Source organism: Kitasatospora albolonga, from assembly GCA_002082585.1.
Taxonomy (GTDB): Bacteria; Actinomycetota; Actinomycetes; order Streptomycetales; family Streptomycetaceae; genus Streptomyces; species Streptomyces stephensoniae.
In genome coordinates, this window is the sequence record CP020563.1 from 6405401 (window position 1) to 6419466 (window position 14066).

At 70.6% G+C, this 14066-nt stretch carries 10 protein-coding genes and 1 pseudogene; 9 read left to right on the plus strand and 2 right to left on the minus strand.

Going from position 1 to position 14066, the window contains the following annotated elements:
* The first annotated feature begins 42 nt into the window (after positions 1-42).
* The 3 genes and pseudogenes from B7C62_28460 to B7C62_28470 all read left to right on the plus strand — a co-directional run bounded on the left by B7C62_28460 (position 43) and on the right by B7C62_28470 (position 4985).
* A complete protein-coding gene (locus B7C62_28460; protein ARF77410.1) occupies positions 43-810 on the plus strand; it encodes an N-acetyltransferase in 768 nt (255 codons plus the stop codon).
* Between the two features lie 612 nt (positions 811-1422).
* Positions 1423-2976: pseudogene (locus B7C62_28465) on the plus strand (IucA/IucC family protein).
* Positions 2977-3014: 38 nt separating this feature from the next.
* Positions 3015-4985 carry an ATP-dependent helicase gene (locus B7C62_28470; GenBank protein ID ARF75754.1) on the plus strand — a complete coding sequence of 657 codons (1971 nt, stop codon included), beginning with the start codon at positions 3015-3017 and terminating at the stop codon, positions 4983-4985.
* A 96-nt stretch (positions 4986-5081) separates the two neighbouring features.
* Here the strand turns inward: B7C62_28470 and B7C62_28475 are convergent, their stop codons facing one another.
* A complete protein-coding gene (locus B7C62_28475; protein ID ARF75755.1) occupies positions 5082-5879 on the minus strand; it encodes a repressor LexA in 798 nt (265 codons plus the stop codon).
* 525 nt (positions 5880-6404) lie between these two features.
* Between B7C62_28475 and B7C62_28480 the strand changes: the two genes are divergently transcribed.
* The 3 genes from B7C62_28480 (at position 6405) to B7C62_28490 (ending at position 10694) form a co-directional block, all read left to right on the plus strand.
* Positions 6405-6917, plus strand: coding sequence for a transcriptional regulator NrdR (locus B7C62_28480; GenBank protein ARF75756.1), 513 nt, complete (start codon positions 6405-6407; stop codon positions 6915-6917).
* 164 nt (positions 6918-7081) lie between these two features.
* On the plus strand, positions 7082-9973 hold the full coding sequence (locus B7C62_28485) for a ribonucleoside-diphosphate reductase, adenosylcobalamin-dependent (protein ARF77411.1): 2892 nt from the start codon (positions 7082-7084) through the stop codon (positions 9971-9973).
* Between the two features lie 139 nt (positions 9974-10112).
* Positions 10113-10694: a hypothetical protein gene (locus B7C62_28490; GenBank protein ARF75757.1), complete on the plus strand. Its 582-nt coding sequence runs from the start codon at positions 10113-10115 to the stop codon at positions 10692-10694.
* Positions 10695-10827: 133 nt separating this feature from the next.
* Here B7C62_28490 and B7C62_28495 read toward each other — a convergent pair whose 3' ends face one another.
* Positions 10828-11364: a TerD-family protein gene (locus B7C62_28495; protein ID ARF75758.1), complete on the minus strand. Its 537-nt coding sequence runs from the start codon at positions 11362-11364 to the stop codon at positions 10828-10830.
* Positions 11365-11644: 280 nt separating this feature from the next.
* Here B7C62_28495 and B7C62_28500 point away from each other — a divergent pair, with 280 nt between their 5' ends.
* From B7C62_28500 to B7C62_28510, 3 genes are read left to right on the plus strand one after another with little or no spacing between them, the layout of a single operon-like run.
* The gene (locus B7C62_28500; protein ARF75759.1) at positions 11645-12250 is read left to right on the plus strand and encodes a DUF4937 domain-containing protein; all 606 of its coding nucleotides are present in this window, start codon (positions 11645-11647) and stop codon (positions 12248-12250) included.
* A gap of 56 nt (positions 12251-12306) precedes the next feature.
* On the plus strand, positions 12307-12966 hold the full coding sequence (locus B7C62_28505; protein ARF75760.1) for a histidine phosphatase family protein: 660 nt from the start codon (positions 12307-12309) through the stop codon (positions 12964-12966).
* Positions 12967-12978: 12 nt separating this feature from the next.
* On the plus strand, positions 12979-13887 hold the full coding sequence (locus B7C62_28510; protein ARF75761.1) for a hypothetical protein: 909 nt from the start codon (positions 12979-12981) through the stop codon (positions 13885-13887).
* Positions 13888-14066: the final 179 nt, after the last annotated feature.

The window sequence follows — 14066 nt, forward strand, 5'->3', positions numbered from 1 at the left end:
GCGCCCGCGGAGTCCGACGCGGCGCCTCCGGAACCGGCCGATGTGCCCCCGGACCCGCCCCCCGGACCGCCCTCGGGCAGCGGCACGGAGGGCGCCACCGCCGTACCGTCCGGCGACTCCACCGCCGTACCGCACGGCAGCTCCACCGAGGACACCCTCGACCTCAAGCTCACCGAGGAGCTCCTCGCGCTGATCGCCGAGGACCGGGACAGGGCGGTGCCCCGCCGCGATGCCGCCCGCGAACTCCTCGGCGACCCGGCCACCTGGCCCGGTGCCACCACCGAGGCCGGGGTGTTCCACCTGGTCCCGGTGGTCCTGGAGCGCGATCTCGCCGTTCTCACCCGCTGGATGAACGACCCCGCTGTCGCCGCCTTCTGGGAGCTCGCCGGTCCCGAATCCGTCACCGCCGACCATCTGAGGCCGCAGCTCGAAGGGGACGGCCGCTCCCTCCCCTGCCTCGGCGTGCTCGACGGGACCCCCATGAGCTACTGGGAGATCTACCGCGCCGACCTGGACCCGCTGGCCCGCCACTACCCGGCCCGCCTCCACGACACCGGGGTCCACCTCCTCATCGGGGGCGTGAACAACCGGGGGAGGGGCGTGGGCACCACCCTGCTCCGCGCCGTCGCCGACCTCGTCCTGGACAACCTTCCGCAGTGCGGCCGGGTCGTCGCCGAGCCGGATCTGCGCAACACCCCGTCCGTATCGGCATTCCTGAGCGCAGGCTTCCGCTTCTCCGCCGAAGTGGACCTCCCCGACAAACGTGCCGCCCTCATGATCCGCGACCGAACGTACCGTGATCACCTGTGAACATCGCTCCGCACCGTCCACACCGCTCGAACCCCATCGGTTCCACCCGGAGGAGTCCCCGTGCCGACATATCCCGCGAGCCATGATTCAGCCGAGCCCCACCCCCTGATCAGCCCCCCGGAGCTGAACCGGCGGGTCTGGGACCGGGCCGCAGCGCGGCTGCTCGCCAAAATGCTCGGCGAGTTCGCGTACGAGGAGATCATCGAGCCCGAACGCCGACCCGGGAACGGCCACCTCCACTTCCTGTCGCTCGACGACGGGACGGAGCTCCGCTTCGCGGCCCGGCGGGGCGTCTACGGCAGCTGGCGCGTCGACCCCGACTCCATCGAGACGGCCCACCCGCCCGCGACGGCCCTCTCCAACGGCGCCACGCCACCGAGCGGCTCCGAGCCCTCCAGCGGCCTTTCCCCGTCCGGAGACTCTTCCGCACCGAACAGCCCCGCCTCACCCGACGGCCCGATCTCGCCCACCGGCCCGTCCTCCCTCAACGGCCCGTCGTCGCTGAACGGTTCGCCGCTCTCCAACGGCTCGTCCCCTTCCGGTAACGCGTCTTCTTTCAGCAACGAGTCCTCCTCCTCCGGCACCGCCTCCACCTCCGCCTCCGCCTCCGGAGGGACCCGGCCCTTCCGCGACCCGCTGCGGTTCCTCGTCCGCGCCCGAGGGCTCCTCGGCCTCGACGGCGCCACCCTCGGCCACCTCATCCGCGAGCTGACCCTCACGCTCTCCGCCGACGCCCGGCTCGACCACACCGCCCTCTCCGCGAGCGAGCTGGCCGCACTCGACTACGCCGAGCTCGAAGGGCACCAGACCGGCCACCCCTGGCTGGTGGCGAGCAAGGGACGGCTCGGCTTCTCCGCCGCCGACGCGGCCCGCTTCACCCCCGAGACCCGCAGCCCCCTCCAGCTGCCGTGGATCGCCGTGAGCACCCGCATCGCGCAGTACCGGGGCGTGGGCCGCCTCACCACCCCCGAGCACCTCTACGCCGAGGAGCTCGACCCCTCCGTACGCGCCTCGTTCGCCGCCGAACTGCACGCCCGGGGGCTCGACCCCGAGAGCTATCTCTACCTCCCCGTACACCCCTGGCAGTGGGACGAATGGATCGTCCCCCTCTTCGCCCCCGCCATCGCCGACGGGGACATCGTGGCGCTGCACACCGACGGCGACACGCGCCTGGCGCAGCAGTCCGTCCGCACCTTCGCCAATGTGCGGCGCCCCGACCGGCACACGGTGAAGCTGCCGCTCTCCATCCTCAACACCCTGGTCTGGCGCGGCCTGCCCACCGAACGCACCCTCGCCGCCCCGGCCGTCACCGCCTGGGTCCAGGGGCTGTGCGAGAACGACCCGTTCCTGCGTGACACCTGCCGGGTCGTCCTCCTCGGCGAGGTCGCCTCCGTCGCCGTGGAACACCCGCTCTACGACCACCTCCCCGAAGCCCCGTACCAGTACAAGGAAATCCTCGGCGCGATCTGGCGGGAGCCCCTGCCGCCCCGCCTCGCCCCGGGCGAACGCGCCCGTACGCTCGCCTCCCTCCTCCATACGGACCCGGAGGGCCGTGCGTTCACCGCCGAACTCGTCGAGCGCTCCGGGCTCGCCCCGGCCGCCTGGCTCACCCGCCTCTTCGCCGCGCTGCTGCCGCCCCTGCTGCACTTCCTCTACCGCTACGGGACGGTCTTCTCCCCGCACGGCGAGAACGCGATCGTCGTCTTCGACGAGAACGACGTGCCCGTACGGCTCGCGATCAAGGACTTCGTCGACGACGTCAACATCAGCGCCCACCCGCTGCCGGAGCACGACAGCATGCCCGAGGAGGTGCGCGAGGTCCTGCTCACCGAGGAGCCGTCCTTCCTCACCCAGTTCATCCACTCCGGCCTCTTCGTCGGCGTCTTCCGCTATCTCTCGCCGCTCTGCGAGGAGCAGTTGGGCGTGAGCGAGGACGAGTTCTGGTCACTCGTCCGGGCGGAGATCGTCCGCCACCACGCCCGGTTCCCGGAGCTGAAGGAGCGGTTCGAGCTGTTCGACATGGTCACCCCCGAGATCGAACGGCTCTGTCTCAACCGCAACCGGCTGCATGTGGACGGTTACCGCGACCGCTCCAGCCGCCCGCACGCGGCGGTCCACGGCACGGTTCCCAACCCGCTGCATCCCGCCGCCCGGATCAGGGAGTGACCGCCGTTGTCAGTGGTGCGCCGTAGGGTGGTCGGGCTATGACGAAGCCATCCCTCCCCGAGCTCCTGCACGCCGCCGTCACCGCTGTCGGCGGTACGGAACGGCCCGGCCAGGCCGCCATGGCCGAGGCCGTCGCCGAGGCGGTCGACGACCAATCCCACCTCCTCGTCCAGGCCGGTACCGGCACGGGCAAGTCCCTCGGCTACCTGGTGCCGGCGCTGGCGCACGGGGAGCGGGTCGTCGTGGCCACGGCCACCCTCGCCCTCCAGCGCCAGCTGGTGGAGCGGGACCTGCCGCGCACGGTGGAGGCCCTGCACCCCCTGCTGCGGCGGCGCCCGCAGTACGCGATGCTCAAGGGCCGGTCGAACTACCTCTGCCTCCACCGGCTCCACGAAGGGGTTCCGCAGGACGAGGAGGAGGGGCTGTTCGACCAGTTCGAGGCGGCGGCACCCTCCAGCAAGCTGGGCCAGGACCTGCTGCGGCTGCGGGACTGGTCGGACGATACGGAGACGGGGGACCGGGACGACCTGACGCCAGGCGTCTCGGACCGGGCCTGGGCGCAGGTCTCGGTCTCCTCGCGCGAGTGCCTCGGTGCCACGAAGTGCGCGTACGGCCCCGAGTGCTTCGCCGAGGCGGCCCGGGAGCGCGCCAAGCTGGCGGACGTCGTGGTCACCAACCACGCCCTGCTCGCGATCGACGCCATCGAGGGCGCCCCGGTGCTGCCCTCGCACGAGGTGCTGATCGTGGACGAGGCCCATGAGCTGGTCTCCCGGGTCACCGGGGTCGCCACCGGCGAGCTGACCCCGGCCCAGGTCAACCGGGCGGTCCGGCGGGCGGCGAAGCTCGTCAACGAGAAGGCCGCCGACGCGCTCCAGAGCGCCGCCGAGGGGTTCGAGCGCGTGATGGAGCTGGCGCTCCCGGGACGCCTGGAGGAGCTGCCCGAGGATCTCGCGTACGCCCTGATGGCGCTGCGCGACGCGGCCCGTACGGTGATCTCCGCGATCGGGGCCACCCGGGACAAGTCGGTCGAGGACGAGAACGCGGTCCGCAAGCAGGCCCTGGCCTCGGTCGAGTCGATCCACGGGGTGGCCGAGCGCATCGCCCAGGGCTCGGAGTACGACGTCGTCTGGTACGAGCAGCACGACCGGTTCGGCGCCTCCGTGCGGGTGGCCCCGCTCTCCGTCTCCGGGCTGCTGCGCGAGAAGCTCTTCGCCGAGCGCTCCGTGGTCCTGACCTCGGCCACACTGAAGCTCGGCGGGGACTTCAACGGGGTGGGGGCGTCCCTGGGCCTCGCCCCCGAGGGCACCGCGGGCGACGACCTCCCGCAGTGGAAGGGGCTGGACGTCGGCTCCCCGTTCGACTACCCGAAGCAGGGCATCCTCTATGTCGCCCGGCATCTGAACACCCCGGGGCGCGAAGGCGCGCGTACGGACATGCTGGACGAGCTGGCGGAGCTGGTGGAGGCGGCGGGCGGCCGCACCCTGGGGCTGTTCTCCTCCATGCGGGGGGCCAAGGCGGCGGCCGAGGAGCTGCGGGGGCGGCTGGACAAGCCGATCCTGCTCCAGGGCGAGGAGACCCTCGGCGAGCTGATCAAGAACTTCGCGGCCGATCCGGAGACCTGCCTCTTCGGCACGCTCTCGCTCTGGCAGGGCGTCGATGTGCCGGGGCCGAGCTGTCAGCTGGTGGTGATGGACCGGATTCCGTTCCCCCGGCCCGACGACCCGCTGATGAGCGCACGCCAGAAGGCGGTCGAGGAGGCGGGCGGCAACGGCTTCATGGCGGTGGCCGCGACACACTCCGCGCTGCTGATGGCGCAGGGCGCGGGCCGCCTCGTCCGGGCCACGGGCGACAAGGGCGTCGTCGCCGTACTGGACCCGCGGCTCGCCAAGGCGAGGTACGGCAGCTATCTGCGCGCCTCCCTGCCCGACTTCTGGTACACGACGGACCCCAACCAGGCGCGCCGCTCACTCGCCGCGATCGACGCCCTGGCGAAGGCGGACGGCAAGTAGCCCACCACGACGGAGCCCCGGGGTAGCCGTAAGGCGTCCCGGGGCTCCGTCGCGTACGTGACGTGGGGCTGACCGTGTCCGTGCGGCCGACGCTCCTCACACCCGTCGCAGCACCGCCACCACCTTGCCGAGGATCGTCGCCTCGTCGCCCGGGATCGGCTGGTACGCGGCGTTGTGCGGCAGCAGCCACACATGACCGTCCTCGCGGCGGAAGCGCTTGACCGTCGCCTCGCCGTCCAGCATCGCGGCCACGATGTCCCCGTTCTCCGCGACGGGCTGGCGGCGCACGGTGACCCAGTCGCCGTCGCAGATCGCCGCTTCGATCATCGAGTCACCGACGACCTTCAGGACGAACAGCTCACCGTCACCGACGAGCTGGCGCGGCAGCGGGAAGACGTCCTCGACGGACTCCTCGGCCAGGATCGGCCCACCGGCGGCGATCCGGCCCACCAGGGGAACGTAGGACGCGGCGGGCTTCCCCGTCGTGTCGGTCGGCTGGGTGCTGGGCTGGTCGGAGCCGCGCACCTCGTAGGCGCGGGGCCGGTGCGGGTCGCGCCGCAGGAAGCCCTTGCGCTCCAGGGCCATCAGCTGGTGGGCGACGGACGAGGTGCTGGACAGGCCCACCGCCTGACCGATCTCCCGCATGGAGGGCGGGTACCCCCGGCGCTGCACGGAGTCGCGGATGACCTCGATGACCCGCCGCTGCCGGTCCGTGAGCCCCGAGCTGTCCGCCCTGATCCCGGGGGGCCTGCCGGGCAAGGAGCGCCCGGGTCGGGTGGGCTCGGGCCCATCGGTGTTCGTGACTGAGTCATTCATGGCATGCACCGGCTCAAGTCGGCTCTGGGAGCGGTGGTCCCGGGCGGTGATGGTGGCACTGTCTGCGGTGGTGGTCACGTCGGCCCCTCTCGAATGTTCTCCCTAGCTGGACAACGGTAGTAGCTTTCGAAAGGTTGCGCCAAACACACGTTCGAGTGAAAAACGAATAAAGGGCTGCCGCGATGTATCCCGCAGGTGTATGGGCATGGGGTGGCGGGCTGTACGGGCGCGGGGCGGCGGGCGCGTACGGGGTGTGGCGGGTGTGCAAGGGGGTGTGCGGAGCCCTTCGCTGCGGCCGTACCCCCAGTCTTCCACCCGGTCCCGCCCCCGGGAGCCCCGGCGACTCGCGGGCCGCGCGTTTCCCGTACCCTCTTTCCTGCGCCCGCGCTCCCCTCCGGTAGTACCGGAGACGCGACACGCGGTAGGGCCGAAATCGTGAACCAACCCTAGATCTAGTGGTTGGATCGTCCCGGCCACCCAGAAGTTGTGGTCCCGGGTTCGTTCGGCCCAGGCCATCGCCTATGCTGGGGACTGCCTCCCAGGGGCCCGCGAGGGCTGGCCGGAGAGGCTATTCAGTCGTGCTGTGAAGGAGGGTTGGGAGCCATGCACTGCCCCTTCTGCAGGCACCCCGACAGCAGGGTCGTCGACAGTCGCACCACCGACGACGGGACGTCGATCCGCCGCCGCCGTCAGTGCCCCGACTGCTCCCGCCGCTTCACCACGGTGGAGACCTGCTCGCTGATGGTCGTCAAACGCAGTGGCGTGACCGAACCCTTCAGCCGTACCAAGGTCATCTCCGGCGTCCGCAAGGCATGCCAGGGACGGCCCGTCACCGAGGACGCCCTCGCCAAACTCGGCCAGCGGGTCGAGGAGGCGGTGCGCGCCACCGGGAGCGCCGAGCTGACCACCCATGACGTGGGTCTGGCCATACTCGGCCCGTTGCAGGAGCTCGACCTCGTCGCGTACCTGCGCTTCGCGTCCGTCTACCGGGCGTTCAATTCTTTGGAAGACTTCGAGGCCGCCATCGTGGAGCTGCGCGAGCAGCGGCCCTCCGCGGAGGACTGCGGGAGCGGAGAGACCCTGGAGGTCCCCGCCCCTGCCATTGCCGCCGACTGAGCGGTACCGGCCCGTCACCGTCCGGAGCACGTCCGCCGGCCGGTGACCGGGCGAACCATGACCTGTTCCCGTGGCCGAGCGCGGCCGACGGGACAACGGACACACACTGTGCCTGGGAAGAACTGGGCACTTCAGGGCGTTTTTGCCCACATATGGGAGGCGGCATGACAGAGACGGCGAGCGGCCCGCGAGGTTCCCGCACCAAGGGCGCCAAGGCGAGCAAGGGTCTGCGTATCGAGCGCATCCACACCACCCCCGGCGTGCATCCGTACGACGAGGTGGCGTGGGAGCTTCGTGACGTCGTCATGACCAACTGGCGCGACGGCTCGGTCAACTTCGAGCAGCGTGGCGTCGAGTTCCCCGACTTCTGGTCGGTGAACGCGGTCAACATCGTCACCAGCAAGTACTTCCGCGGGGCCGTCGGCACCCCGCAGCGCGAGACCGGCCTCAAGCAGCTGATCGACCGGATCGTGAAGACGTACCGGAAGGCCGGCGAGGACCACGGCTACTTCGCCTCTCCCGCGGACGCCGAGATCTTCGAGCACGAGCTGGCGTACGCCCTCCTGCACCAGGTCTTCAGCTTCAACTCGCCGGTCTGGTTCAACGTCGGCACGCCCCAGCCGCAGCAGGTCTCCGCCTGCTTCATCCTGGCCGTCGACGACTCCATGGAGTCAATCCTCGACTGGTACAAGGAAGAGGGCATGATCTTCAAGGGCGGCTCCGGCGCCGGCCTGAACCTCTCCCGTATCCGCTCCTCCAAGGAGCTCCTCTCCTCCGGCGGCAACGCCTCCGGCCCGGTCTCCTTCATGCGCGGCGCCGACGCGTCCGCCGGGACCATCAAGTCCGGCGGTGCCACCCGCCGTGCGGCCAAGATGGTCATCCTCGACGTCGACCACCCCGACATCGAAGCCTTCATCGAGACCAAGGTGAAGGAGGAGGAGAAGATCCGCGCCCTGCGTGACGCGGGCTTCGACATGGACCTGGGCGGCGACGACATCACGTCCGTCCAGTACCAGAACGCCAACAACTCGGTCCGCGTCAACGACGAGTTCATGAAGGCCGTCGAGACGGGCTCCAGGTTCGGGCTGCGCTCCCGGATGACCGGCGACGTCATCGAAGAGGTCGAGGCCAAGTCCCTCTTCCGCAAGATGGCCGAGGCCGCCTGGGCCTGCGCCGACCCCGGCATCCAGTACGACGACACCATCAACGCCTGGCACACCTGCCCGGAGTCCGGCCGGATCAACGGCTCGAACCCGTGCAGCGAGTACATGCACCTGGACAACACCTCGTGCAACCTCGCCTCGCTCAACCTGATGAAGTTCCTCAAGGACGACGGCCTGGGCAACCAGTCCTTCGAGTCCGAGCGCTTCTCCAAGGTCGTCGAGCTGGTCATCACCGCGATGGACATCTCGATCTGCTTCGCGGACTTCCCGACGCAGAAGATCGGCGAGAACACCCGCGCCTTCCGCCAGCTGGGCATCGGTTACGCCAACCTCGGCGCCCTCCTGATGGCGACCGGTCACGCGTACGACAGCGACGGCGGCCGGGCCCTGGCCGGTGCCATCACCTCGCTGATGACCGGCACCTCGTACAAGCGCTCCGCCGAACTGGCCGCGGTCGTCGGCCCGTACGACGGCTACGCCCGCAACGCCGAGCCGCACCAGCGCGTCATGAAGCAGCACGCCGACGCCAACGCCAAGGCGATCCACGTCGACGACCTGGACTCGCCGGTCTGGGCCGCCGCGACGGAGGCTTGGCAGGACGTGATCCGGCTCGGCGCGAAGAACGGTTTCCGCAACGCGCAGGCATCGGTCATCGCCCCCACCGGCACCATCGGTCTCGCGATGTCCTGCGACACCACCGGCCTGGAGCCCGACCTCGCCCTGGTCAAGTTCAAGAAGCTGGTCGGCGGCGGCTCGATGCAGATCGTCAACGGCACGGTCCCGCAGGCCCTGCGCCGCCTGGGCTACCAGCCGGAGCAGATCGAGGCGATCGTCGCCCACATCGCCGAGAACGGCAATGTGATCGACGCCCCGGGCCTGAAGACCGAGCACTACGAGGTCTTCGACTGCGCGATGGGCGAGCGCTCCATTTCCGCGATGGGCCACGTCCGGATGATGGCGGCCATCCAGCCGTGGATCTCCGGCGCGCTCTCCAAGACGGTCAACCTCCCCGAGAGCGCCACCGTCGAGGACGTCGAAGAGGTCTACTTCGAGGCGTGGAAGATGGGCGTCAAGGCGCTCGCGATCTACCGCGACAACTGCAAGGTCGGCCAGCCTCTCTCCGCCAAGACCAAGGACAAGGAGAAGGAGGAGGTCGCGGCCAAGGCCGAGGAGACCATCCGTACGGCCGTCGAGAAGGTCGTCGAGTACCGCCCGGTCCGCAAGCGCCTCCCCAAGGGCCGCCCCGGCATCACCACCTCCTTCACGGTGGGCGGCGCCGAGGGGTACATGACCGCCAACTCCTACCCGGACGACGGTCTCGGCGAGGTCTTCCTGAAGATGTCCAAGCAGGGTTCCACCCTCGCGGGCATGATGGACGCCTTCTCCATCGCCGTCTCGGTCGGCCTCCAGTACGGCGTCCCGCTGGAGACGTACGTCTCGAAGTTCACGAACATGCGCTTCGAGCCGGCCGGTATGACGGACGACCCGGACGTGCGGATGGCGCAGTCGATCGTCGACTACATCTTCCGCCGCCTGGCGCTCGACTTCCTGCCCTTCGAGACCCGCTCCGCCCTCGGCATCCACTCCGCCGAGGAGCGCCAGCGCCACCTCGACACCGGCTCGTACGAGCAGTCCTTCGAGGCGGACGGCGTGGACACCGAGAGCCTCGCCCAGTCGGCCCCGGTGCAGCCCGGGCCCCTGAAGGCGGTGACGGCTCCCCGCGCGGCCGAGAAGCCGGCCCCGACGACGGCCCACACCTCGGCCGAACTGGTCGAGATGCAGCTCGGCATCAGCGCGGACGCCCCGCTCTGCTTCTCCTGCGGCACGAAGATGCAGCGCGCCGGTTCCTGCTACATCTGCGAGGGCTGCGGCTCGACCAGCGGTTGCAGCTGACACCGCCGACACCCGGCTGAGCGGCACGATCCGCTGAGCACGGACGGAGCGCACGGACGAACGAGGGGCGTCGGCCACGAGGCCGGCGCCCCTCCGCCGATGGTCCTGCCGGTGGCAGCGTGTGCTTAGCTACGGGGCTATGAGGATATGGCGGCGCAGGCGCAAGACGGACGGTACCGGGCAGCTTCCGCAGGACGGCCCTTCGTGCGCCTGCTGCAATGGTTCCCTGGACGCCTCCGACCCCCGGTTCAACCTTTCGCTGCCGCAGCCGGTCTTGGCTCTGGGCGAGGCCGAACTCCAGCGGTACGTCAGGGTGATCAGCGACGCGTTCGTCATGACCAGAGACTTCGGCGAGTTCGCCCGGGCCTTGCTGCCCATCGGCCTCGACGACGGCCGCACGGCAACCATCGGGGTCTGGGTCTCCGTCGAGAAAGAAGTCTTCGGCCACCTCAAGAAGGTCGCCACCGGCGAGCTCGACTTCGACCAGATGCAGTTCACCGGGCGGCTGGCCAACGAGCTCGACCCGTGGGGCGAGGAGATTCTCGGCAGGCCCGTCTCGGCCGGCGTCGACGTCCCGACGCACGGACGCCGCCGCATGCCCCACATCAGGTCGAGCCCCGATGAGCTCCTGACGCGCGTACTGACGGAGCGCTGGCCGACGGCGGATGTCCTGACCGGCGCGAAGTCCTGGGCGCTGAACTACGACCGCGCCGGGCACTGAGACCACGGCCCCCGGGCTCTTGGCTCCTCGGCCCCCGGCAGGGGACCGGCACGAAGCCGGCCCCTTACGCAGGGTTGGCCGGAACTGATCGCTGCCGTTCAGGCCCCGCAGCTCCCGTTCGTGGCCCCGGGACTCAGGCCCCGTCGACGCGGTTCCCCATCACCGCGGCGAACGCGTCGGGGGCCGCGTCGAAGCCCCGTACGTCCGGGCGGAACACCCACTGTCCCGAGCCGGTACGGGAGAACTCCGCGACGACCGCCGCCGTCGACCCGGCGACGCTCGCGAAATCGTCCTCGATCAGGTTCGTGTAGCCCTCCCTGATCTGCACCCCGGTGCTCTCGACGTCGCCGAAGGTCCTGCGCGCCTCGCGCTGCTGGATGGCGACGCCGACCACCACCCGGCCGTACCGGTCGGCCAGCCGGTTCAGCTCGATCGTCATGACCTCGTCGTAGCCGAACCCCTGGCCGGTCCTGCTGTCCCGGTTCAGCGTGATGGTGCCGTCCGGTGAGCGGCTGTCGAAATGCACCAGGTACGCGGGGCTGCCGTACGGCTCGTCCGCCGGGTAGGTCGCCGCGATGATGTCCAGGTCGATGTCCGGTTCACCGTGCGGGCTGGGGTCCCATTTGATCCGTACTTCGACCTTCTCGATGTCCTTGTTCGGAGTGCTCACGGACTTCCCCTCCTGGCCTGCGGCCCGTGGACCGCTGTCATCACCCGATCATGTACGGAACGGGCCGCGCAGCCAACTGCCCCCGGGGCGTACGCCCGTGGCGGGCGTCGGAATCGGGCCATGTGCCGAGAGGGGTGTCCGGAGCGTGCGCGGTGTCCGGGCGATCGTGCGGCGCGGGGCCGCCGCGCGAGGGCGCGTTCGCGGAACGTCCCGGGGCCGGGTGGTCCACGTACGCGGACGACCGTGACCGGCGCCACGCTCCGCCCCGTACGATGGCGCGGTGCTGGTGAAGTGGATTCGCTGCTCCGTGGTGGACCGTCATGGTTTCGAGCGGGGACAGCGGGAGTGGGCGGGGCTGCTCGGCGAGCCGGGGTTCAGGGGGCAGAGCGGCGGGTGGAGCCGAACGCGCCCCGATGTCGCCCATGTCTTCGCGTTCTGGGACAACCGGGTCTTCTACGACTCCTTCATGGCGCGCGGAAACGACCGGCTCGCGGCCGGACAGGCGGGCACGTTCCGCGACATGCAGGTCATGCTCTTCGAGCGCCGGTTCGACGTGAAGACGGGTTTCGAGCCCGACTTCACGGAGGCGGACGTGGTCAGGGTGGCGCACAGCACCGTGCACGAGGACCGGGCCGAGCACTTCGTCCTGATGCAGAAGCAGGTGTGGAACCCGGCGATGGCCGGTTCCCCCGGCATGCTGCGCGGGGTCTTCGGAGAGGCGCCCGGCAACGAGTTCCTGGTGCTCTCCCTGTGGAAGTCGAGCGCCGAGCGGGGCAAGTACCGCGCCGGCGGGGCGGAGCGCCTGGCGGCCCGCGCGCAGACCGAGACGGATGTGGCCGCGCTGACGGGCGACGTCGTCGAACTGGAACCCTCCTGGACGGTCTGACACCGCTCCCCCCGGAGGAGCACGCGGAATCCCCGGGCACCGCCTAGGGTCGGTACATGGCACGACCGCAGCGCATTGTCCTCGTCCGGCACGGCGAGTCCGAGGGCAACGCCGACGACACGGTGTACGAGCGCGAGCCCGACCACGCGCTCCGGCTCACCGGGACCGGGCTGCGGCAGGCCAGGGAGACCGGGGCGCTCCTGCGCGAGCGGTTCGGCGAGGAGCGGGTGAGCGTCTACATCTCCCCCTACCGCCGCACCCACGAGACGTTCCGGGCCTTCGATCTCGACCCCGCCCGGGTCCGGGTCCGCGAAGAGCCCCGGCTGCGCGAGCAGGACTGGGGCAACTGGCAGGACCGGGACGACGTACGCCTCCAGAAGGCGTACCGGGACGCCTACGGGCACTTCTTCTACCGCTTCGCCCAGGGCGAGTCCGGCGCCGACGTCTACGACCGGGTGGGCGCCTTCCTGGAGAGCCTGCACCGCAGCTTCGAGGAGCCGGACCACCCCGAGAACGTCCTGCTCATCACCCACGGGCTGACGATGCGCCTCTTCTGCATGCGCTGGTTCCACTGGTCGGTGGCCGAGTTCGAATCGCTCTCCAACCCCGGCAACGGCGAGACGCGGACCCTGCTCCTCGGCGCGAACGGCCGCTACACCCTCGACCGCCCCTTCCAGCGCTGGCGCACCCCTGAGCCGTACGGCCGTACGGGATAGAGTGGCAGGGCGATGACCGTTGATTCTGCTTCCGAGCGGCGCTTCGAACGCGCCCTGGCCAGCCTGCGTGGCCTGTCCGTGGGAGACGCCCTGGGCTCCCAGTTCTTCGTCCCGGTCAACTACCCGCTGCTCAAGCAGCGCGTCCTGCCGCCCGGCCCCTGGCAGTGGACCGACGACACCGAGATGGCCTCCTCGGTCCTGGCCGTACTCGCCGCCCACGGCCGTATCGACCAGGACGCGCTCGCGACCTCCTTCGCCGAGCACCACGACTTCGACCGGGGCTACGGACCCGCCGTGAACCGGCTCCTCCGGCTGGTACGGGAGGGCGGCGACTGGCGCGAGCTGGCCTCGGCGCTCTTCAACGGGCAGGGGTCCTGGGGCAACGGCTCGGCCATGCGGATCGCCCCGCTCGGCGCCTGGTACGCGGACGACCCGGAGCAGGCCACCCACCAGGCCGAGATCTCCTCGTACCCCACGCATCAGCACCGTGAGGCCGTCGTCGGCGCGATGGCCGTCGCGGCGGCCGCCTCGCTCGCCGCGGCCCCGGACGGGCCGCCGACGCCCGAGGAACTGCTCGACGGCGTCATCGCGCTCGTGCCGCGCAGCGCGGTCGGCGCGGGGCTGCGCAGGGCCCGCGACATGCTGGACTACCAGGACGCCGGGACCGTCGCCGCGGTCCTCGGCAACGGCCGCCGGACCAGCGCCCACGACACCGTGCCGTTCGCCCTCTGGTCGGCGGCCAGGAGCCTCGGGGACTTCGAGGAGGCTTTCTGGCTGACGGCCCAGGCGGGCGGTGACGTCGACACGACCTGCGCCATCGTCGGTGGCGTCGTCGCCGCCGGTACGGCCGGGGCGCCGCCCGCCGACTGGCTGGCGCAGACGGAGGAACCTCCGGGCTGGCTGGTCCCGGCGCACCACTGAACGCCGGGCCGGGATCTTCGGCTCACGGCCGCGGCGGCCGGGACGACCCTCTGTCACGGTCCTGCCACAACCTCACTCTCAGTGTTCGCGAACACCGGTTCGGGATTACTGTTTCGGCCACGCCGCCCCTGTTGTTCGATCCTCTGCCGATCGGCCTCCGCGGGCGTGCGCCGAACGCT

Bases quoted from the DNA above. Each gene is read 5' to 3' on its own strand.
- B7C62_28510 (ARF75761.1), top strand. From the start codon at position 12,979: ATGACCGTTGATTCTGCTTCCGAGCGGCGCTTCGAACGCGCCCTGGCC.
- B7C62_28470 (ARF75754.1), top strand. From the start codon at position 3,015: ATGACGAAGCCATCCCTCCCCGAGCTCCTGCACGCCGCCGTCACCGCT.
- B7C62_28485 (ARF77411.1), top strand. From the start codon at position 7,082: ATGACAGAGACGGCGAGCGGCCCGCGAGGTTCCCGCACCAAGGGCGCC.
- B7C62_28490 (ARF75757.1), top strand. From the start codon at position 10,113: ATGAGGATATGGCGGCGCAGGCGCAAGACGGACGGTACCGGGCAGCTT.
- B7C62_28505 (ARF75760.1), top strand. From the start codon at position 12,307: ATGGCACGACCGCAGCGCATTGTCCTCGTCCGGCACGGCGAGTCCGAG.
- B7C62_28480 (ARF75756.1), top strand. From the start codon at position 6,405: ATGCACTGCCCCTTCTGCAGGCACCCCGACAGCAGGGTCGTCGACAGT.